This is a genomic window from Paenibacillus sp. JJ-100 (assembly GCF_948329825.1).
Taxonomy (GTDB): Bacteria; Bacillota; Bacilli; order Paenibacillales; family Paenibacillaceae; genus Paenibacillus.
Map to the genome: position 1 here is coordinate 15,572 of NZ_CAOJCM010000012.1, position 20,390 is coordinate 35,961.

General features: G+C 47.5%; 18 protein-coding genes. All 18 read right to left on the minus strand.

The annotated features are described in order from the left end of the window. Positions 1-30 precede the first annotated feature (30 nt). Positions 31-801: a type III pantothenate kinase gene (locus PQG66_RS23935; RefSeq protein ID WP_272040356.1), complete on the minus strand. Its 771-nt coding sequence runs from the start codon at positions 799-801 to the stop codon at positions 31-33. Between the two features lie 6 nt (positions 802-807). Further along, complete coding sequence (nadC, locus tag PQG66_RS23940; protein WP_272040358.1) at positions 808-1,674, minus strand: carboxylating nicotinate-nucleotide diphosphorylase; 867 nt, start codon at positions 1,672-1,674, stop codon at positions 808-810. Then, complete coding sequence (gene nadB / locus PQG66_RS23945) at positions 1,671-3,305, minus strand: L-aspartate oxidase (RefSeq protein WP_272040359.1); 1,635 nt, start codon at positions 3,303-3,305, stop codon at positions 1,671-1,673. Before nadB ends, nadC begins: the two co-directional genes overlap by 4 nt. Positions 3,306-3,340: 35 nt before the next feature. Continuing rightward, positions 3,341-4,279, minus strand: coding sequence for a quinolinate synthase NadA (nadA, locus tag PQG66_RS23950; RefSeq protein ID WP_272040360.1), 939 nt, complete (start codon positions 4,277-4,279; stop codon positions 3,341-3,343). 298 nt (positions 4,280-4,577) lie between these two features. Next, positions 4,578-6,623 carry an ATP-dependent zinc metalloprotease FtsH gene (ftsH, locus tag PQG66_RS23955; RefSeq protein ID WP_272040361.1) on the minus strand — a complete coding sequence of 682 codons (2,046 nt, stop codon included), beginning with the start codon at positions 6,621-6,623 and terminating at the stop codon, positions 4,578-4,580. Positions 6,624-6,722: 99 nt separating this feature from the next. Beyond that, positions 6,723-7,262 carry a hypoxanthine phosphoribosyltransferase gene (hpt, locus tag PQG66_RS23960; RefSeq protein ID WP_272040362.1) on the minus strand — a complete coding sequence of 180 codons (540 nt, stop codon included), beginning with the start codon at positions 7,260-7,262 and terminating at the stop codon, positions 6,723-6,725. A 52-nt stretch (positions 7,263-7,314) separates the two neighbouring features. Beyond that, a complete protein-coding gene (tilS, locus tag PQG66_RS23965) occupies positions 7,315-8,754 on the minus strand; it encodes a tRNA lysidine(34) synthetase TilS (RefSeq protein ID WP_272040363.1) in 1,440 nt (479 codons plus the stop codon). A 44-nt stretch (positions 8,755-8,798) separates the two neighbouring features. Then, on the minus strand, positions 8,799-9,746 hold the full coding sequence (locus PQG66_RS23970; protein WP_272040364.1) for a serine/threonine protein kinase: 948 nt from the start codon (positions 9,744-9,746) through the stop codon (positions 8,799-8,801). Next, positions 9,730-10,482 carry a VWA domain-containing protein gene (locus PQG66_RS23975; RefSeq protein ID WP_272040365.1) on the minus strand — a complete coding sequence of 251 codons (753 nt, stop codon included), beginning with the start codon at positions 10,480-10,482 and terminating at the stop codon, positions 9,730-9,732. The genes PQG66_RS23970 and PQG66_RS23975 overlap by 17 nt, the downstream gene beginning before the upstream one ends. Before the next feature lie 95 nt (positions 10,483-10,577). After that, positions 10,578-13,085, minus strand: a complete 2,508-nt coding sequence (gene spoIIE / locus PQG66_RS23980) for a stage II sporulation protein E (RefSeq protein ID WP_272040366.1) — start codon at positions 13,083-13,085, stop codon at positions 10,578-10,580. A gap of 503 nt (positions 13,086-13,588) precedes the next feature. Further along, positions 13,589-14,113, minus strand: coding sequence for a S1 domain-containing RNA-binding protein (locus PQG66_RS23985; protein ID WP_056697430.1), 525 nt, complete (start codon positions 14,111-14,113; stop codon positions 13,589-13,591). A gap of 202 nt (positions 14,114-14,315) precedes the next feature. Further along, positions 14,316-14,651 (minus strand): septum formation initiator family protein, encoded by a 336-nt coding sequence (locus PQG66_RS23990; RefSeq protein ID WP_272040367.1) that lies wholly within the window; start codon positions 14,649-14,651, stop codon positions 14,316-14,318. Further along, positions 14,644-15,234, minus strand: a complete 591-nt coding sequence (gene yabQ, locus PQG66_RS23995; RefSeq protein WP_272040368.1) for a spore cortex biosynthesis protein YabQ — start codon at positions 15,232-15,234, stop codon at positions 14,644-14,646. The genes PQG66_RS23990 and yabQ overlap by 8 nt, the downstream gene beginning before the upstream one ends. Next, positions 15,231-15,515 carry a sporulation protein YabP gene (gene yabP / locus PQG66_RS24000; protein WP_272040369.1) on the minus strand — a complete coding sequence of 95 codons (285 nt, stop codon included), beginning with the start codon at positions 15,513-15,515 and terminating at the stop codon, positions 15,231-15,233. Before yabP ends, yabQ begins: the two co-directional genes overlap by 4 nt. Before the next feature lie 176 nt (positions 15,516-15,691). Then, entirely contained in the window at positions 15,692-15,970 is a 279-nt protein-coding gene (locus PQG66_RS24005; RefSeq protein ID WP_272040370.1) for an RNA-binding S4 domain-containing protein, read from the minus strand. Further along, positions 15,970-16,320: an HU family DNA-binding protein gene (locus PQG66_RS24010; protein WP_442955171.1), complete on the minus strand. Its 351-nt coding sequence runs from the start codon at positions 16,318-16,320 to the stop codon at positions 15,970-15,972. Before PQG66_RS24010 ends, PQG66_RS24005 begins: the two co-directional genes overlap by 1 nt. A 226-nt stretch (positions 16,321-16,546) precedes the next feature. Further along, positions 16,547-18,040 (minus strand): nucleoside triphosphate pyrophosphohydrolase, encoded by a 1,494-nt coding sequence (gene mazG, locus PQG66_RS24015; RefSeq protein WP_272040372.1) that lies wholly within the window; start codon positions 18,038-18,040, stop codon positions 16,547-16,549. 238 nt (positions 18,041-18,278) lie between these two features. Beyond that, the gene (locus tag PQG66_RS24020) at positions 18,279-20,060 is read right to left on the minus strand and encodes a putative polysaccharide biosynthesis protein (protein WP_272040373.1); all 1,782 of its coding nucleotides are present in this window, start codon (positions 20,058-20,060) and stop codon (positions 18,279-18,281) included. Positions 20,061-20,390 lie beyond the last annotated feature (330 nt).

The window sequence follows — 20,390 nt, forward strand, 5'->3', positions numbered from 1 at the left end:
CCAGCCTGCTGTACGCCGCCCTTTGTATATCTACCTTTCCCGATTTCGCTCGTAGATGACACGCAGTCCCTCAAGCGTAAGCAGTGGATCTACCTTCTCAATGCTCCGGGTCTCTTCAGCAATCAGTGCAGCAAGACCTCCTGTGGCAACGACCATAGGCTCGGCCCCCATCTCTTTGCGGATTCGTTCTACGATGCCGTCCACTTGCCCGGCATAACCATAGATAATTCCTGACTGCATGGCATGCACCGTATTGCGTCCAATAACCTTCTTCGGCTTCTCTAGCTCAATCCGGGGCAACTTGGCTGCCCGCTCATATAGAGCTTCGGTAGCAATATGAATCCCCGGTACAATGGCGCCGCCCAAGTAGTGGCCTTTCTCATCAATACAGTCAAATGTAGTCGCTGTACCAAAATCAACAACTACAAGGGGGCCGCCATATTTCTCCAAAGCTGCTACGGCGTTCACGATCCGATCCGCTCCCACTTCTCGCGGATTCTCGTATCGCAGATTTAGCCCCGTCTTGATGCCCGGCCCAACAAGCATTGGTCTCTTGCCCATATATTTCTCGCACATCATCTCGATGACGTTCACCAGCGGCGGAACCACAGATGAAATGATTACACCCTCGATGTCTCGAGCTGAGATCGCGGACATATGAAATAAATTATAAATCAATACGCCGTATTCATCCACTGTAGACTGCCGAGATGTGCTCAGACGGAAATGATGTAACAGTTCACGGCCCTGATATACTCCGAGCACGATATTACTGTTACCCACGTCTACCACTACAATCAAAGAGGTTCACCCCTCTTTCTTTTCGTTTAAATCCAAGCTGATATCCATGCTCTCAAAGGAATAGGTTAACCTGCCAACTGAAATTACATCCACACCAGTTTCCGCAATGTCACGGATGGTTTGGAGAGATACGTTCCCGGATGCTTCCACCTTCACATGCGGAGCCTGCTGGCGAATCAGAGCGATTGCTTCTTGCATCCGATCAGGCTGCATGTTATCCAGCATAATGATATCTGCCCCGGCTTGCAAGGCTTCCTGCACTTGGGCCAGGCTTTCCGTTTCTACTTCAATCGTCATCGTATGCGGAATAACCGCTCGCGCACGTTGCACTGCTTCGGTAATGCTGCCTGCACCTTTAATATGATTGTCTTTGATCATGACAGCATCATACAAGCCGAACCGATGATTGGCACCGCCACCAACACGTACAGCGTATTTTTCCAGCAATCGGTGACCTGGTGTTGTTTTGCGTGTATCGACAAGTCTGGTCTTCAATCCTTCAAGGGCCTCCACGTAGGAACGTGTACGCGTCGCAATGCCGGACATACGCTGTAACAGATTAAGTGCCAGACGCTCTCCAGTCAGGAGAGAATGCGTACTTCCTTCAACTTCAGCCAGGATCGTACCGGGCGTAACTGCATCACCATCATTTACTTTTGCCGTATAACGAAGCTGTGGATCTACGACTTGAAAAACAAGCTCGGCAATGGACATGCCTGCAATAATCCCATGGCCTTTGGCATGAATCACTGCCTTGGATCTGCTACTTGCCGGGATGGTCACATTCGTTGTGACATCTCCTGCACCTACATCCTCACGAAGCCAGCCTTTGATCATCTCCATAAGATCCTCATTGTATCCGTTCAGTATCATGACATCCACTCCTCCACAATCGCTTGTTCTCTTTGCTGCAGACTATGCTTCTGCCATGCTATATCGTCACGTGCCGGGAAGTCGTCACGGTAGTGGGCTCCTCGGCTTTCCTCACGGTGCAACGCTCCGCTAGTGACCAGCCACGCACAAGTCAGAAGGTTGGCATACTCCAGTTCCTCCCGCTGTGTAGGCTTCTGATCAAAGAAAGTTAACTCATGCTGCAGTTGATCCATCGCTTGCTGAAGATGTATTCGATTCCTTCTCAGACCCACTTGCCGAACCATCATCTTTTGTAGACTTAAACGTCTTTCTGATATTGGCTTGGTATGCTGCTGTTTCTCATCGTTAATGTTCATTTTATCTGTACTAGGCAATTTCACAGCTCTCCCTAGTGATTCCTGAATTGGCGGAAGTGACTGGATCCGTTCCACAATTCGCCGCCCAAACACTATCGCTTCAGATAATGAATTGCTAGCTAATCGATTCGCTCCGTGTACACCGGTAGAGGAAACCTCTCCGCAAGCGAACAACCGAGGGATGCTACTCTCCCCACTCAAGTCAGTCTTCACTCCGCCCATCATATAGTGTGCTGCAGGTGCGACGGGAATCCAATCTGTAGTCATGTCGAGGCCGTACCGCATACAGGTTTCATAAATGGTAGGAAAACGACTTCTCACCATCTCCGGATGTTCATGGGTAATATCGAGATAAACAAACGTACTTTTTGTCAATTCCATCTCACTGACGATTGCCCTTGCTACAATATCGCGAGGTGCAAGCTCGAGCTGAGCATGATATTTTTCCATGAATCGTTCACCCTTCACATTGCGAAGGTATGCTCCCTCCCCACGTACAGCTTCGGAGATCAGGAAACGTGGAGCTCCCGGATAACATAAGGATGTGGGATGAAACTGAATAAATTCCATATCACGAACAATAGCGCCTGCTCGATATGCCATAGCCACCCCGTCTGCAGTAGCTACATCAGGGTTCGTCGTATAACGATATAGTTGCCCCGCCCCACCGGAACAGAGCACCGTTGCCTTAGCTTTGACAAACACTTTCGAACCATCTTCTTTTAAAACTAGCGCACCGATACATTCTCCGCCATCTGTAATGAGATCAATGACGAAATGTTCATCCCATACATCAATACCAGGATGTTCATGGACCTTTACAGCGAGCGCTCTTACAATCTCGTACCCTGTAGCATCTCCATTGGCATGTAAAATACGGCGATGGCTGTGCGCACCTTCCTGCGTCAACGCCAACTCGCCGTTCTCCAAGTCAAACAATGTACCTAGATGGATCAGTTCTCTTACACCGTCAGGTCCTTCATTTACCAGTACTTTTACTGCCTCGGAACGGCATAAGCCGGCTCCGGCAACCAGAGTATCTTGCAGATGATAGGCAGGTGAATCATCTTCAGCGATAACAGCCGCAATCCCCCCCTGCGCATATCTGGTGTTACTCTCAAGCAAAGACTTCTTCGTAATCATTAGCACATGATGTTTTTCGCTAGCCTTAATAGCGGTAAAAAGACCTGCGATACCCGAACCAATTACCAGCACTTCAGTCTCCACCATAGGAAGCGCAGAGAGATCAAAATCATGTATATATTGCGGTATCATCCCATTCACCTGTTTCGGAGCAAGAGTAACGCATGTTACTTCACCAGTAACATGCGCTCTAGTGATTCTCTGGCTTGATCAGCAATAGCCGGTGGAACATAAATCTGTGGTTTCATCGTTTCCAGACACTTAACCAGCTTTTTCAGGTTGTTGACTTTCATGTTTGGACATACGAGAAACTTTGTTGCAAAATGAAACTGTTTATCTGGACTATCGAGACGAAGTTGATATCCTGTACCATCCTCGGTTCCCACGATAAATTCTTTAGTCTTTGAGTTCTTGCAATACTCCAAAATTGCTGTAGTACTGCCTACAAAGTCACCCATCTCCACAACTTCAGGACGGCATTCGGGGTGCACCACAAATTCAGCATTAGGATATTTGGCTTTCATCTCAACCACATCTTTTACAGTCAGCATGTCATGTGTATTGCAGTAACCTTCCCAGATAATCATCTTCTTGTCTGTGTGTTGCTGCACATAGTGCCCCAAGTTCTTATCTGGCACCCATATAATTTCATCTGAATCTACAGACTGGATTACGCGAACAGCATTCGCAGATGTACAACAAATATCCGTTTCTGCTTTGATCTCAGCAGATGAATTAATATATGTGACGACCTTGGCATGAGGATGCTGAGCCTTCAGTTTCCTTAAGCCATCCACGTTCACCATATCCGCCATCGGACAGCCTGCGCGTTCATCAGGAATGAGAACGGTTTTGTTCGGAGCTAGAATTTTAGCGCTTTCACCCATAAAATGAACACCACAGAATACGATAACCTCTGCATCGGTCTGTGCAGCTTTCTGAGCGAGCAGGAATGAATCACCACGAAAATCTGCGACTTCCTGCACCTCGTCACGTTGATAGTAATGAGCCAGAATAATAGCATTGCGTTCCTTCTTAAGTTCCATCAGCCGCTCACGCAACTCACGATTCATCTCAGCCTTGCGCTCTAAAGCCAGAGCTTCCACCTGTGATCCTCTCCTTATCGGTACAGCACCATGCGCTGTTTCATAGGGCATATCTAGTCGTTATATTCGCTGGTGAAACGAATCACAAGCGGTTTAACAACTAATTTACACAACGTTCACGACTCTGTCAATAATTGAAAAAAAGCAAGAAAAGCGGCCTTATCCCCCATATACTTTACGGTTCGCCGTCTAGCTCTGGATTATCTGTTTCCCCTTAAATTATTTACTGATAACAAAAAAAGAGAGCCACAGGGGCTCTCTTCTCGTCATTCCGGTATATGACCGGAACTATGCCGTATTAAGATGTTGGCTTTGAACCACCATCATTTGGATCGTTGCTGCCCTTATTCGGGTCAGGCGTTGTTTCGTTCGGAATATCTCCGGCCGGTGGCTCAGATGTTTCATCTTTGCCTTGGATACGGACGCGAACATCTCCGATGTTATCCACGATTGGTTCGCCGGCTTCATTTGGCGTACCTTCCCCAGAGTTATCACCTTCTGCTTTTGGTGTAAGGGAACCTGTTTCGATCAACTGCTTGATCTGATCCATTTCCAACGTCTCCACCTCAAGCAATGTTTCGGCAATCAGATGCATCTCTCTCGTATGTTTGATCAGCAATGCTTTACACTTCTCATAACATTCGTTAATAAACCGCTGCATCTCTTGGTCAATCTCATATGCGATGGAATCCGAGTAATTCTGTTCATGACCGATATCCCGTCCAAGGAATACCTGTCCTTGTGAACTTCCGAATTGCATCGGGCCCAGTTTCTCACTCATACCGTATTCCATAACCATGCTGCGCACGATACCTGTCGCTTGCTGGAAGTCACTGTATGCACCAGTACCAATTTCTCCGATGAACAATTCTTCAGCTACACGACCTCCGAGGAGTCCAGTTACTTTGTCGAGCAACTCTTGCTTGGTAACCAGCATACGGTCTTCTTTAGGTAACATGATTACATATCCACCCGCACGTCCGCGCGGAATGATGGTCACTTTATGTACCATATCAGCATGTTCCAGGAAGTATCCTACAATGGTATGGCCTGCTTCGTGATAAGCAACAATACGTTTCTCACGATCACTGATGACACGGCTTTTCTTCTCCGTACCAACGATAACTCGGTCAATCGCCTCATCGACTTCACGCATAGAAATATCTTTGCGGTTACGACGTGCTGCAAGCAAGGCAGCTTCGTTCAGCAAGTTCTCTAAGTCTGCACCTGAGAAGCCTGTTGTACGCTTCGCGATAATGTCTAGTTTCACATCTTTTGTGAGAGGTTTGTTACGTGAATGTACTTTCAGAACAGCTTCACGACCTCTAACGTCTGGACGATCCACTGTGATTTGACGGTCAAAACGTCCTGGACGCAGCAACGCCGGATCGAGAATATCTGCACGGTTCGTTGCAGCAACGATGATGATACCTTCGTTTGCACCGAATCCGTCCATTTCGACGAGCAACTGGTTAAGGGTTTGTTCACGTTCATCGTGACCGCCGCCAAGACCAGCACCACGCTGACGTCCCACTGCATCAATCTCATCAATAAAGATGATACAAGGCGCATTTTTCTTTGCATTTTCGAACAAGTCACGGACACGTGATGCACCGACACCGACAAACATTTCGACAAAGTCGGAACCGGAAATGCTGAAGAATGGTACACCTGCTTCACCAGCTACAGCACGAGCGAGCAATGTTTTACCTGTACCCGGAGGACCTACAAGCAATACGCCCTTCGGAATACGTGCACCAACGGCTGCGAACTTCCGAGGATCCTTGAGGAAGTCTACGACTTCAACCAGCTCTTGTTTCTCCTCGTCAGCACCCGCAACATCTTCAAATGTAACCCGCTTTTTCTCTTCATTGTAGAGACGAGCGCGGCTCTTACCAAAGTTCATTACTTTACCGCCGCCGCCTTGAGCCTGATTAAACAGGAAGAAGAACAGCAGGAACATAATGATCAAAGGAATAAAGGAAGTCAGCAGTGTCAACCAGATGCTGTCACCTTTCATTGGTTCCTGATGATATTCAAATTTGTTAGCTTCACTTGCAGCTACAAGTTCACTGATTGCCTCATCCGTAGGAGGAATATACGTTGAGAAACTTTCTGATTTGGCCCCATCAGGTGCTTGTTTGTATCGGCCGGTCACGAGATATGTCTGACCGTTGAATTGAACAGTCACTTCGGCAATATTGTTAGCTTTAACCTCAGCACGAAACTGATCATATCTAGGGTTTTCTATAACATCGTTTCCATCTGTGATAAATCTAACTAAACCCACCACAACTAAAAAAAGAATCAAATAAAAACCAGAATTCCGGATGAACCGATTCATCCCCTACCTCCTCTCGAGACACTTTAATTATTTTAACATAGCCAGACGTGGCTTCTCAATAGATGCCAAAAACAGCACACGGCTTGGTCTGGCAGGATATCAGCTCGTATAGATTTCCGGTTTCAGTATCCCGATATAAGGCAGGTTCCTATATTGTTCGGCATAATCCAAACCATATCCAACGATGAATGCATCAGGAATATCGAAGCCAGTGTAGTGGGCTTCCAATTCCACTTTGCGTCCAGATGGCTTATCGAACAGTGTAACCACACGTACCGTTTCAGCACCGCGATTTTCCAAAAGCTCGATTAAGTAGCTGAGGGTAAGCCCACTGTCGATAATATCCTCGACAATTAGAACTTCACGTCCTTCAACCGATACATCCAGATCCTTAATGATTTTGACAACACCGGATGACTTAGTTGATGCTCCATAACTAGATACGGCCATGAAATCCATCTCAACCGGTACCGTTATGTTTTTAACCAAATCAGCCATAAATATAAACGCACCTTTGAGCACGCAAATGACCAAAGGGTTCCGGTTAGCATAATCGGCACTTAGTATTGCACCTAATTCCTTAACTTTACTCTGAATTTCCTCTTCACTGATCAATACTTCTTGAATGTCGTTCTGCAACTGTGCGAACCTCCTAAGTTATACTATGAAAGCCTTACCTGAACCATAACCACTACCCCTGAATCGCCGAGTCGCCTACAGTCATGTACAGGATTGTGGAAGTACTCTCCCTGACAGGGGCCACATCAGACCGTCGAACACCCGGTAACCAGATGATATTGCCTGCTCCATCACACACCACAGGAATACGTGAGCGGACGGATGGGGGAATTTTCTCATCGATGAAAATATTTTTCACCTTTTTGCTTCCGTTTAATCCCATTACTTTCATGGTATCTCCAGGTAACCGTGAACGTACAACCAACGGCATCAGAAGCTCATCCGCATCAAACGCGGCTTGTTCCGCCGATTCCGGTACATGATAGTTCTCGGGACTCATCGACATCAATCGGATATACCGATCAATTTCGTTGAGTGAAAGCTCATAAGTTCCGCTCCATTGTGCAAGACGATACTCGTAAGATTGACCTTTTACGCCTGTCCGTTGACCGAAGGAGATCAGATCATACTCCCGGGTGCAAACGAGTGATTGTCCTATATCCAGGCTCCAAGTCGTCAACTCGGTATCTATTACTTTGCGCCGAATAGTTTCAATACGGGTAAAGTCGACAAAATCACTGTCCAAAGGCAGATAATTCAATATTAGTTTAATCAACCTTCGTTGTAAAGCAACATGTAACTCCAAGAAGGAAGGCACCTTAAAGGTTTGCCTTCCGCCGTTCACCTGCACTAGACACCTGTATGTGTCGTGAGTACTCTGCTCCATGAAATCGTCTTCATCACCCACAATTTCAGCAAGTCGATTCAGTGATGGCGTGAGTTGTCCATTATATTGCCCCAAAAATGGGAGCACATCCAATCGAATCGCATTACGCCGATATTTACGTTGATCGTTGCTCCTGTCATGGAAGTAAGTAAAACCTTTTGTATTACAAGCTTCTACAAGGTCCGTCTTGTTTATACGAAGGCATGGACGAATAAGTTCCACATTTTTTTCACGACGTTTGAATTTCATTCCTGCCAGCCCCGCCAAGCCGCTTCCACGTAGCAAATGAAGCATAACTGTCTCTGCCTGGTCATCCGCATGATGGGCCAGAGCGATACTGGCCGCCCCGTACTGATCAGCCACGTCATGCAAAAATGCATAACGCCGGTTACGCGCTGCCTCCTGAGGTCCTTGGCCAGTTTGCTTCATATAGGAAGGGATGTCCACCTTTGTCCATTCAAAAGCAATACCGAGCTGATGAGCCGTTTCCATCATTTGACGGGCCTCATCATCCGATTCCTTTCGAAAGCCGTGATGTACATGGGCACAGATTAATTCAAGCGGCACATGCTTCTTGCTAATCTCATGCATGATATGCAAAAAAGCTACCGAATCCGGTCCGCCCGATACAGCGACGACAATACGATCTCCGGGAACCCATAACTGATGCTCTTCCGCTGCATCCAATACGTTATTGACCAGTGTATCCCAGCGTAAAGCTTCCATACCTGCTCCTCATTCCTTGCGTTATGTATATGCACGCTCATCCATTAAAAACGAAGTGCATAGATGAGTGCACCAATAAGTAATATAACCGATAGCGCAAATGCATTTTTCAACCATCGTGGCGTATTGCTTCTGGAACGGCGACGCATCGGTGTGGGGCGTGCCATCAATTCCTTCCACAATTTCGCTGCATGATCTGCATCCTTAAACTGCCCCCGAAGAGCCCTGATAATCCATTGACGAAAAGGACCCAGCCTTTCGCTTTTCTCGACCAGAAGCACAAGTTGGTTCACATTCCGCAATTGCGGCAGTCCGTCTGTAGCTAGAGACTTCAGCGCGTCCCCCTCCAGAATATGAATCATTAGCAGTGCAAAGGCAAACACATCATATGTAGCGTCTGCGGTACGGCTGCCTGCATTCCAAAATCCACGGTCATACCACTCCGTAAACTGTTTAACACTTCGTCCGATGGACGTTACTCCGCCGTAATCGATCAGCTCGACATGGCCATAATCGGACACGAGTACATTTTGAGGTTTGAGATCTCCAAATACCCAGCCTGCTCGATGTAGTTGGGCAAGTCTTTGCAACAGTCTTGCTCCAATAAGCATAGTCCAGTCAGTCCCCTGACGTCGAATGAAATGATGAAGAGCCTCACCCCGAACATAGCGCATCACGTAAAAAGGAATATCCCGGTCGCGAACGGCATAATCGTCCACATCTTTAAGATAGGAAGGAATGCCGCTCTGCCGAAGAGCTTCATGATTACGCTGTAATTGAAACGATTTGAGCACATTGATCTCAGACTGCAAGTCAACGGGATCAAATCCCATTTTGAGCGCATAATGTTTGCCATTCTCTCCAAGCTGGACAAGGAACACAACCCCGTTGGCGCCTCTACCCAGCAGCTTTCGAATCGTATAACGACTTCGATTCCATTTCCCCGTAATGACAGTTCCTGGCGGGAAAGAGGCATCAGACAACGTTGTCACCGAGCATCCCTTCTCTTTCAATGCGATAGTTCCCTTCTATTTCCTGCTGTCCCTCCAGTGTACCATAACGGTAAAAATCAATCACCTTCTGAATTGCAGGACCTGTCGGCGTTGCCCCCTTTGTCTGCAACCGTCCGAACAAGGCACGAACACGCCCCGGATCATCGGTCCAGTCGATATCCATTACTGCATCCTCCCCGCTGTGGCGGCCTGGAAAATGAAATACAGATAACCGGCTCTTACCGACTCGAGCCTGCAAACTTAACATTAAATCTCGAATGCCTTCCTCTACAGCTGCCAGCTTCGGTTTCATACTTGCACTAACATCAATTAGTAGCGAGACCTGTAGAGCTGCATTCTCCGTTAAGTTATCAATGACTTCCACGACCTGTGAGCGCTGGGAAGGCTCCAGATCGGTTACCGTCTTGGTCCCCTTCGTTCCCAAGATTTGTGTAAGCTCTCTATTAACCGCTTGCTGAATCGTCTGAACCACCGTTTTCCTCGTCATCATCTGCATCGTATGAGCAAGCTGTCGGGTACCTACTACCTGGCTAATGCCTCCCCCGGCTCTCGCAATATCCTCAATCTCTCTACTTCCCAGTTCGCCAATTGTACCGTAATCAATTACGCCTACCACATTAACCGTTATGCCCTCTTCCCGTGCCTCTGCCGCTGCCAGTACCGGGCTCACTCCCACATTGGAACAACCATCGGTGATGAGCAAAATTTGTTTCATCCGATATCCCTCCGTTATTCGTACTCTCCAACTCTATGACTAGCATTGCCAGATTGAAGAGAATTCAAACGGAGTATTTGGACGGAAATTAGTCTTCAACTTACGGTACGAGGACGTTCCATACGGCTAATACCTGGCACACGTAAGGTAGCCCATTCAGGACGATAATGTTCAACTTTGCCAACCACGACTGTCATGTCATCCAGAATCTCTTGCTGCTGGTACCGAATTACGCTCTCAAGTAGGCAGTCTGCCAGTTCTTGTGGATCTTCTGTATCAATCTCCTGAATGAGGCGTTTCATCCACAATTCCTTATTAACTGCATATCCTGGAGCATCATAGATACCATCTGTCATCATGATCAAAATATCACCCGGCTGCAGCTGGAGTGTCACCAGATCTACCTCAATGTCTTTAATTATGCCGATCGGCAGATTGCTTGCCGAAACCGGAATAACCTCCTGCCCACGTTTAATAAAGCTCGGGGTCGAGCCAATTTTCATAAAGGTTGTTTCTGCTGTATATTCATCGATCAGCGCCATATCGACAGTGGCATACATCTCTTCTGGAGAGCGCAGCATCAGCACGGAATTGACAGATTTGATCGCTAATTTCTCATCCATGCCTGACTGAAGAAGTTGCTCCAGAATATTTAATGCTGCACTGCTCTCCATACGCGCCCGCTCTCCATTCCCCATTCCATCACTAAGCGCAACAGCAAACGTACCATTACCCAGTTCTACCGTACTGAAGCTATCGCCGGACATCACATCGCCTCCCTTGGCAGCAGCAGCTACACCTGTGGTCACCTCAAATGTCTTTGCCGAGCCAAAAGTTACGGTTGCCAATCCCTGACGAGGATCGGTCATCGTTTCATGCAATACAGCGATATGCTCGTCCAGTACATTAGAGATCAGCGGAGCGATCATTTTCCGGCATTCATCAAACCCTCTGGTATACGCATGCACAATCTCAATTTCTACATTGCCCGCTTCCAGATTGATAATTTCAATAGAATGAATAGATAGTCCAAGAGACTCCAGCGCATCCCGAATCTGTTCTTCTTGTTGCACCATCTCCTCACTTTCGCGTTGAATTTCTTTGGCCAGGTCCTCCATCACCTGAGATACTCCGGATAATTGTTCGGCAACCAGCTGCCTGCTATCAATAATCTGGCGTTTCCATTGCATATTGTGCTGATGCAGACCATATTGAGCCCGCATGACTTCCAGAACCTCTTCTGGTTTGGCACATACTCTGTTCCACTCAACGGGAATTTGTTTACCCGATATCTCCGGATTAGCCTCGATTGTACTCATTACATCCGTCATGTAGCTGTAGGTTTGAATAAACTTGGCATCCCAGCATTGTGTACGCTTGAAGCAACCCGCACAGGTCCCTTCAGCCACTGCATTCATGAAATGATCCATGCCCCCTTCTTTATGTATCGGCTCCCCCGTACCGGACATCTGATCAAAGCTACGTGATAACTGACGAAATACCTGTGAAAATCGGGTCACTCGTTCCGCAGTAATATCCCGAATCCGTTTGGCGTATTCATGTTGTGACTTAGTATGATTCTGCGTGCCTGGCACATATTTAGAGATCGCATCAACTACACTCTTCGGTGTTAACATAAATAGTACAATGGCTGCACATGTTTCCCACAGCGAATTCATCACATCGCCCGGACCACCAAGATATATAGATAGAATGGACGAACCCAGCAGCATGCCCAGGGCAACCGATGCACGCTTCCCCTCACGAAGCATACCTGCTAACATTCCTGCAAAAGCAAGCAGACTCATCTGGTATACTGCGGACATATCAGCCAGACTCAGAATTAAACCTGTGATCACACCGACCGAAGCACCCAGGGGGGCTCCTCCCACCAGAGCAAAGATTAGAATAAGATAACGTGAGAGCATATGCTCTACTGAAAGAGACTGAATAGTCCACCCCACCGCTCCAGTCATTACGGATGCCAGCAAAATAATCAGGCACAGGATCTCCTCGTTCTTTAGGTTGAACTTTTTTTTGCGGTACGTAAAAATCGGTATCGCTTGAATGAACACCAGAGTCAGCACGAAACTTAGAACGGAATCCATCGTTAGCATTAACATCGCATACCAGCTGAACGAAGGACCTATGACAACGGCGAATAGTTTTACCATAAAAGTTGTCGTAAACACCATCATTGGTGCATATGATAATTCAGCACGGTCATAAGATTCCAACCCACGGAATAATAAATAGAAGATGGCAATCTCGGAGGCCACAATTAGTGAAACCGGGAACGGAGCAAACAGACTTCCGGCGAGTAGTGCCCCTCCAACCGGAATCATGTAATCCCTGCGCATAAAAGCAATGACAGCAAAGTATGCGATAGCAAAAGGAGATAACTCATTCAAGATCATCGCCTTCCCTAGTAGAAAGCCCATAAAGGTAAGTAGCAATACCCACTTACGAGATACTACCGCCTGGACAGCCTTGCGGGAACCGAGCCATTGTTTCAGACGTACTGACAGTTCCTCTCGGGCTGCAGCACCTCCTTTACCTGCTTTCATTCCCGGAAATTGAAGGACATTCCACTTTTCCATCATGCTCAAGGCACCCCATTCGATTAATTAGATTTCGTGTTTCGTTCTCGATGGTTCTGATTATAGATAGAGTAGAAGATATAGTTTGTCAGAATAGCTGGATGAGCTTCAAGAAATTTACGACAAAAGAAACGGCTCGGCACGATGGTGCGAAACCCTCGGCCTTATTGTAGTTTCATGCCCTTTTCAGCATTCTACTCGAAATAAGGATGTCTGATTTTGAACGAGAATCAGGTGGGTGTCGTCATGATATGAGCAGAATAACTGGGGAATGCCACGGAAACCTGTCGGTAAAAAATCGAAGGCGACAAATGTTCTTATGATTCCGTTTGACAGCATAATTTCATAAGGAGATCATGTCGTGACTTACCTAAAAACCCCTTCCTCTATGGTGTTTCGTCGAAATAGGAATATATATTGGATATCCATAAAAAAAGAAACACAAAAAAACCGTTAGCCAGTTGGCTAACGGTTTTACTTATATATTCAAGTCAGGTTGAAACAGATCACACACGTTTAGCGCCACGGCCACCACGTTTGCCCTCTGTATTCTTCTTGAGCGAAGAAATCCGTTCTTCGCTGTCTTTCAGGAAGCGTGACATTTTATCCTCAAATGAAGGTTTGCCTGCTGCGGGCTTGAAAGAACGGCCTCCGCGATCACGGTTAAATCCGCCACCACCACCGCGACCTTGGCCACCACTTGGGCCTCCACCGCTGAATCGTTCGCGATCTCCTCCACTGCGTTCCGGTCTAGGAGCTCTTGGTGGTCTGGATTGTGTCTGTTGCTCTACCGGCTTGTCAACAGCCTGTTTGATGGAAAGTCCGATCTTGCCGTCCTTGTCAACGTTGATAACCTTTACTGTAACTTGGTCATTCAGCTTCAGGTGGTCGTTGACATCTTTGACGTAATTGTCGGCGATTTCCGAGATGTGAACGAGACCCGTGACACCTCCTGACAGATCCACAAATGCTCCAAAATGCGTGATTCCTGTCACCTTGCCCTCTAACTTGGTGCCCACTTCAATTGCCATAGAATAAAATGATCCTCCCTTAAAAATATACAACCCGATTTTTTAAATACCCAAATCATGCTGTGCTACTTGTGATTATACCTTATGCCACAAACCAAGGTCAACTGAGCACTGGCCTATTGGAAAGCCTATTTTTTTCGGTTCATCTCCAAAATATATCTGGAGAGCATACCTTGCTTTAGCAGTGAAAGACGGAATACCATTAGTTTCCTGACTCTTCAACCTGAATTGGTGTTTCCTCAGGCAGATAATATCCCTTTTTTCGTGCCAGCTGACCTATGTACTCAGGGTCCTTTAACCGACTGACTTCATACTTCAGCTGCTCTAGTTGTTGTTGTGTCTCCTGCTTAGAGCCTTGCTGTTTGGCCAAATAAGAACTCTTGTCCGATATTTGTGCATTCTGAACAAGGAACGTATATCCTGACCAGATTGCAAAAACAACTACAAATGTGAGCCAAAGCATCAGGCGCCTTCGTGCACCGGCAGACTTTCCCTGATTAACTTGGCCCTTCTGTTTGCCCACAGGTGTTCTACTCATTCCTCGGACCTCCTTGAAACCAGCGTTTCCATATCACTGCAATCTTTGTACCCACTCGGATCATCCACTGAGGCGTCACCCAATAACTCAGGAGCGGCCTGAACATCCAGCAGAACAATTTACCGAAAGGCGTTAAACATTGCACCACCAGCTTACCAAGGAATATTAGTATCGCAAGGATAAAACCGAATAATACGCGAACCATTTTATATATTCCCTTAATCGGCACAACAATCAAGATGTTAAGGATATGTCCACACCACTGGATGAGTGTTCTTGCGAGTTTAATTAACATTACCACAAAATGCTGAGTTGTAACACTTAAAAGCCAAAAATAGAAGCAAACTCCGATAATCAGCCCCAAAAAGACATAAAACCGCAGCTGTCCGTGATTTCCGGCATACAACATCCGAAAAACGAACAACGCGGAAGCGATCCAGTACAACAAATCAAGTGAATGGATGCTCCACTTCGGGAATTGCAGCTGTCCGGACAGTACCCGGTAACTGTCGTAAGCTACGCCCATCACAATTCCCGATAACATCATCCAGGCCAGTGTGATCCACTGTGCATCAAGAATCATCGGAACATCTTGCCAAACAGGCCTTTACTATTTTTGGACTGGGAACCGGGGTCCAGATATTGAAGCGAACTAATCGTGCCCTCAATAGATAAGAGACCTTCCTCCAGGCTCAAGTTTTTGATATGTAAATTGTGCCCCCGGATGGTCAGATGCCCAAGTTCGGTCTGAAGCAAAAATTCCTCACTGTCAAAGCTCTCCACATTGGAGACCCCTGTCAGATCAAGCAGCTTCCGATTCTGCATGTTCAGATGATGCTGTTTTGCCTTTCCGTGCTCAACCATGGCATGTACCCCTCCTTCTTTAGTACCTAGCTTATGGATGAGGGAACGAGATTAGAACCATCACCTTACGAATCTATTCATTTCCTTCTGGGACATAACGAAAAACGCCCTTCCGCATTCGGAAGGACGTTTTAATTCCATAACATAAAAGGCATTTCAATGTATCAGGTGGACTGTTACCAGTCTATCCCGTTATCCTTGGCGATCGGCTCTTCCTTAACCAAGGTGTAGAGGCTACTCGCCTCCTCCTTCTTTGTACTCTCAGCAAGACGTTCCACCTTCACGGTGACCAGCTTTTGACCAAATTGAACAGTAAGCTCATCTCCTACTTTGACAGAAGCGCTAGGTTTGGCTTCCCGTCCATTCACCAGAACACGTCCCTGTTCAGAGATGTCCTTGGCTACCGTACGGCGTTTGATCAGCCGAGATACTTTCAGGAATTTATCAAGACGCATTATTTTACTGCTTCTTTAAGTTTGTTACCTGCTTTAAATGCAGGAACAATGGACTCAGGAATCACAATCTCATTCCCTGTTTGCGGGTTACGTCCTGTACGTCCAGAACGTTTGCGGGTCTCAAAAGTGCCGAAGCCGATCAATTGTACTTTGTCACCGCTGGCAAGTGCATCCGTAATTTCTCCTAAAAAGCCATTCAATACGGACTCGACATCTTTCTTTGTCAAACCGCTTTTGTTAGAAATGTTGTTAATCAGGTCTGTTTTGTTCATGTTTAAAAGCCTCCCAATTTGAAAAAAAAGTATCTGCGAGCCTTGATGACCTTGCCTAAACCAAGTCATTTCTCGCATGGTTACTACACATGTATTCTGGCTTGTATGCTAAATTCCTGCCTTGTGCTGGGACTTTTTTAGCTTTTATCACTGCATGGCAGAGATTTGTTTAAGTCCAGTACCCGAAATAATGTCAGGTTAAACATCATATCCCAAAAATAGCATGAACACATGTTCGCCCATCATAACACACTGCCCAGCCTGATGGAATGAAAGTTTTGGTTACATTTACAAAATATTAAAACTAGAGCCCTGCTTTCTTCGCCTGTTGCCAGAACTGCTCCATCTCTTCCACCGTGCTGTCCGCAGGTGTTTTACCTCGTTCACGAAGCCGATCCTCAATATACTGAAACCTAGCAACAAACTTGCGGTTTGTAGCAGCAAGAGCCTCCTCGGGGTCCGTGCCAATGAAACGAGCTACGTTCGCTGTGGCAAATAACACATCACCAAGTTCCAGCTTACGGGCTTCATCATCATGTCCCTGCTGCACCGCTTCTTTCAGTTCGGCCAGTTCCTCTTCGATCTTGTCAAAGACGCCCTCTACATCATCCCAATCGAAGCCGACTTTGGCTGCTTTTTTCTGGAGCTTGTATCCTTTCATCAGTGCAGGCAGATCACGCGGAATGCCATCCAGCACAGAAGCCTTATGCATGTCCTGACCTTTACGCTTTTTCTCCTCTGCTTTCATCTGTTCCCAGTTTTGCAAGGCTTCAGTCGCATCTTCAGCCTGATTATCGCCAAATACATGCGGATGACGGAAGATCAGCTTGTCATTCAACCCTTCAATGACGTCATACACGTTAAACGTACCGACCTCTTCTTCCATCTGAGCATGCAGCATAATCTGCAGCAACAGATCACCCAACTCTTCTTTCATATGATCCGGGTCATCCTCGTCGATGGTCTCAATTACTTCATAAGTCTCTTCAATCAGATTTTTGCGAATCGACTGATGCGTCTGCTCTTGATCCCACGGGCAGCCACCTGGGCTGCGGAGAATGTTTACAATCTCGTGCAAACGTGCGAAGGAACGGCGACGCAGTGCATCATCTGTATTTTTCGGCACATAGATCAGGGACAGGTTGCCATAACCAGGGGTCCGATCCAGCTCATGTAGCGGCACCTTATGAATGACTTCTTGACCTTGCACGCCAAGTGCATGACCCACAACCACTGGATAATCGTCGGGGTATACCTCCATTAGACATAACTTCACGTCCGAAGCGGTAAAGCCATCATAGACTTGTCCAATTAACGTATGTAGTTGCGGTTGTACAAGTTCTGGACTCAGACTGCTGGCATCCAGTAATTGAAAACCTTCAATAGGGTCAAAGCCAAGCCGAATAAAAGCTTCATCCAGGAAACTCTCTCCACCCATGATACGTAGGGAAATGCCTTGTTCTGGACATTGTTCTTTCAAAAGACGTACACTCGCTTCGGCAACCATTGGATGGCCTGGTACAGCATAGACAATCTCAGTATCTGAAGCCCCACTTCGAGCAGCCTCAATCAGTTGTTTTGCAATCTCATCATAAACCTCGGGGAAGGAGGATTTTTCTTCATAGATGCTGTCAAACGACGTCATCTCCAGCCCCTCCTGCTGTAGATCGTTCAGCGCCGGATGATCCAATGTACGTACATACAAGGTAGACGCGTTTTTCATTTTTTTAATAATGCCCAAAGTCAGTTGATCTGCATCACCAGATCCTAGACCAACCACTGTCAAAGCTGCACTCATTGTGCTTAAACCTCCATCCGAACCATCCTGCCCTTCCGGGCTGTCTACGCAATTGGTATACCAGAATTGGCATATCAATAGCTATAAGCATCTCTCGTCTAAACTGAACAGGATGGCACTCAATAATTAAACGTATTATACCAGAATCTGTCGATATTCAATAATTGCTTCGGTTGTAATAGCAAAACAGGCATGTTCTGCAGCTGCTTCATTCAGTAGCTAGCAACATAAGTTTGGGCTAGCGCAGTACACGCAGTCTGCGCAGCAGCTTGGCCAGGCGTGGCCCCAGTTTGGGCAAGGCCGCCAGCTCTGTGGCGGTCAGCAGCCCAATCCGGGCCGCCGTCAGCACAAACACGGCTCCGCCTGCGGCCATGCCCAGCAGGCTCATGCCCATCGCAGCCAGCCGCTGCGTGGCTGCGATGCCCAAGCCGCCGAGTATGACTTCGGCGGCCCAGGCCATGCCTAGCGCCGCCAGGCTCATGGCGGCGATCACTAGCGCCGGCTTCGCCAGGACGGCGCCAGGAGCAGGGCGCATGGCGGTGAGCCGCGCCAGCAGCGCCACATTCAGGCCAGCCGCCAGCATATAGGCGGCTGCACCTGCAATGGCCGCGCCGCTGATGCCCAGCGCTGGCACAAGCATGACGTTCAGCAGCACCTTGACGCCTGCGGCGGCCAGCATGCTGAACGCGGGAGCGCGTACGGCGCCGAGGCCTTGCAACAGCGCCGCCGCGATGATGCTGACGGTGCTGCCCGCTGCCGTCAGCGCCATGTACCGCAAAGCTTCGGTGCCTGCGGCATCCCCGTACAGCATGCGGTTAATCGGATCTGCCAGCACCGCAAGACCTGCGGAAGCTGCCAGACCGATCAGCCAGAACCAGCGCAGCGCCATGCCCGCCTGCTGTCTGACGGCTTCTGGCCCGCCCTTGAGTCGTGCTTCGGCCATCGCCGGAATAAAGAGCACCGATAGTGACGTGGCAAGCATCGTCACCAGCTGTACCAGCGGCAATCCACGGTTGTATATACCGAAGGATACCATCGTTTGAACCTCATCTAGACCTTCACCGCTTAACAGACGCGGCACCGTAAAGGTATCGACCAGATTCATCAGAGGTACGGCTAGCGATCCCAAACAAACCGGAACGGCATAGATCAATAAAGTACGTATCCACTCTGCGTTAGTGCGTTTAGTCTTCCGAGCTTGCACACCCTCCACTGGGATAACCTTGTTGATGTCCTCTCCAGTTATCGCCATATGCCGGCTTCCACTATCTCGGGAGACATCCGAGGTTTGAGTGGTCTGACTCATATCCTGGGAATGCTCTAAATTCCTAAACAATGCTCCTTCCTCTGACCAATGATCTGCCCGCTCTTGTCGCCGATGTCGGTAGACGAACCCCAGCATCACCACCAGCCCCGCACAACCTCCTGCGACCGAGCCTAACATTGCCCCTGCGGCAATCATCTCAAGTGAAGCATCTTGGCCAATCAGCCACAATAACACCACAATCATGACAGTGACCCGAACAGTCTGTTCAACTACCTGAGAGACGGCTGTAGGTACCATCTGCTGCATCCCCTGAAAATATCCGCGCAACCCTGTCATCAGCGGTACACATAACAAAGCTAATGAGGCAGCATGAATAGAAGGGATCACATGTTGGTTACCGATCAGAGCTGCAACCCATGGTGCACTTACGTACATCAGTATTGCGGTAACCATTCCCAAGCCTCCCAGCAGCATCGAAGATAATCGTATAATTCTACGGCTCTCGTCTGGTCTGCCAAGGGCATTCTGTTCTGCTACAAATTTGGATACGGCTAACGGCAAACCTGCTGCAGCCAGTGTAATAATAAGCATATATAACGGATAGACCGTGTTGTAGATACCAAAAACACCGTCTCCCCCTAGATTCTGGAGTGGAATCTTTTGAAAAGCACCAATGATTTTGGAGATAATGGCGGCAAGCCCTAGAATAAACGCACCTTGCAGCAACCTTGTGCCTGATGATGGCTGTTTCATAATGTTCTTGGTTCCTCCCATGTGATCCTGGCATTCAAACGAAGTATAACACTCCCTTAGCTATTATACCTGCCAGAAGACACACACACGAACATCCTTTGATCAACACCTCTTCCTATCTACCCCACCCTATATAATTTGGAATAATTTTTTACACTTTAACGGAGAGGACAGAAAAAACCTGAAAAAGCGGAGCGCTCGCCTTTATCACCGGATTTTCCCTTTTAAAAAAGGGAATCCAAAAAATCTGGGGATAACAGCGATTGGAAGGTTATTCTGTCATCGGAGTACTTGTGTAAATACCTTTAGTTCAACTTATATGTAAAAAGC

What these genes read in the sequence shown, in the direction of transcription:
- yabQ (WP_272040368.1), bottom strand. Translation starts at nt 15,234, where the DNA reads ATGATTCTTGATGCACAGTGGATCACACTGGCCTGGATGATGTTATCG.
- PQG66_RS24020 (WP_272040373.1), bottom strand. Translation starts at nt 20,060, where the DNA reads ATGAAACAGCCATCATCAGGCACAAGGTTGCTGCAAGGTGCGTTTATT.
- yabP (WP_272040369.1), bottom strand. Translation starts at nt 15,515, where the DNA reads ATGGTTGAGCACGGAAAGGCAAAACAGCATCATCTGAACATGCAGAAT.
- PQG66_RS23990 (WP_272040367.1), bottom strand. Translation starts at nt 14,651, where the DNA reads ATGAGTAGAACACCTGTGGGCAAACAGAAGGGCCAAGTTAATCAGGGA.
- ftsH (WP_272040361.1), bottom strand. Translation starts at nt 6,623, where the DNA reads ATGAATCGGTTCATCCGGAATTCTGGTTTTTATTTGATTCTTTTTTTA.
- nadC (WP_272040358.1), bottom strand. Translation starts at nt 1,674, where the DNA reads ATGATACTGAACGGATACAATGAGGATCTTATGGAGATGATCAAAGGC.
- mazG (WP_272040372.1), bottom strand. Translation starts at nt 18,040, where the DNA reads ATGAGTGCAGCTTTGACAGTGGTTGGTCTAGGATCTGGTGATGCAGAT.
- PQG66_RS23975 (WP_272040365.1), bottom strand. Translation starts at nt 10,482, where the DNA reads ATGAAACAAATTTTGCTCATCACCGATGGTTGTTCCAATGTGGGAGTG.
- tilS (WP_272040363.1), bottom strand. Translation starts at nt 8,754, where the DNA reads ATGGAAGCTTTACGCTGGGATACACTGGTCAATAACGTATTGGATGCA.
- nadB (WP_272040359.1), bottom strand. Translation starts at nt 3,305, where the DNA reads ATGATACCGCAATATATACATGATTTTGATCTCTCTGCGCTTCCTATG.
- PQG66_RS24010 (WP_442955171.1), bottom strand. Translation starts at nt 16,320, where the DNA reads ATGCGAGAAATGACTTGGTTTAGGCAAGGTCATCAAGGCTCGCAGATA.
- PQG66_RS24005 (WP_272040370.1), bottom strand. Translation starts at nt 15,970, where the DNA reads ATGCGTCTTGATAAATTCCTGAAAGTATCTCGGCTGATCAAACGCCGT.
- spoIIE (WP_272040366.1), bottom strand. Translation starts at nt 13,085, where the DNA reads ATGATGGAAAAGTGGAATGTCCTTCAATTTCCGGGAATGAAAGCAGGT.
- PQG66_RS23985 (WP_056697430.1), bottom strand. Translation starts at nt 14,113, where the DNA reads ATGGCAATTGAAGTGGGCACCAAGTTAGAGGGCAAGGTGACAGGAATC.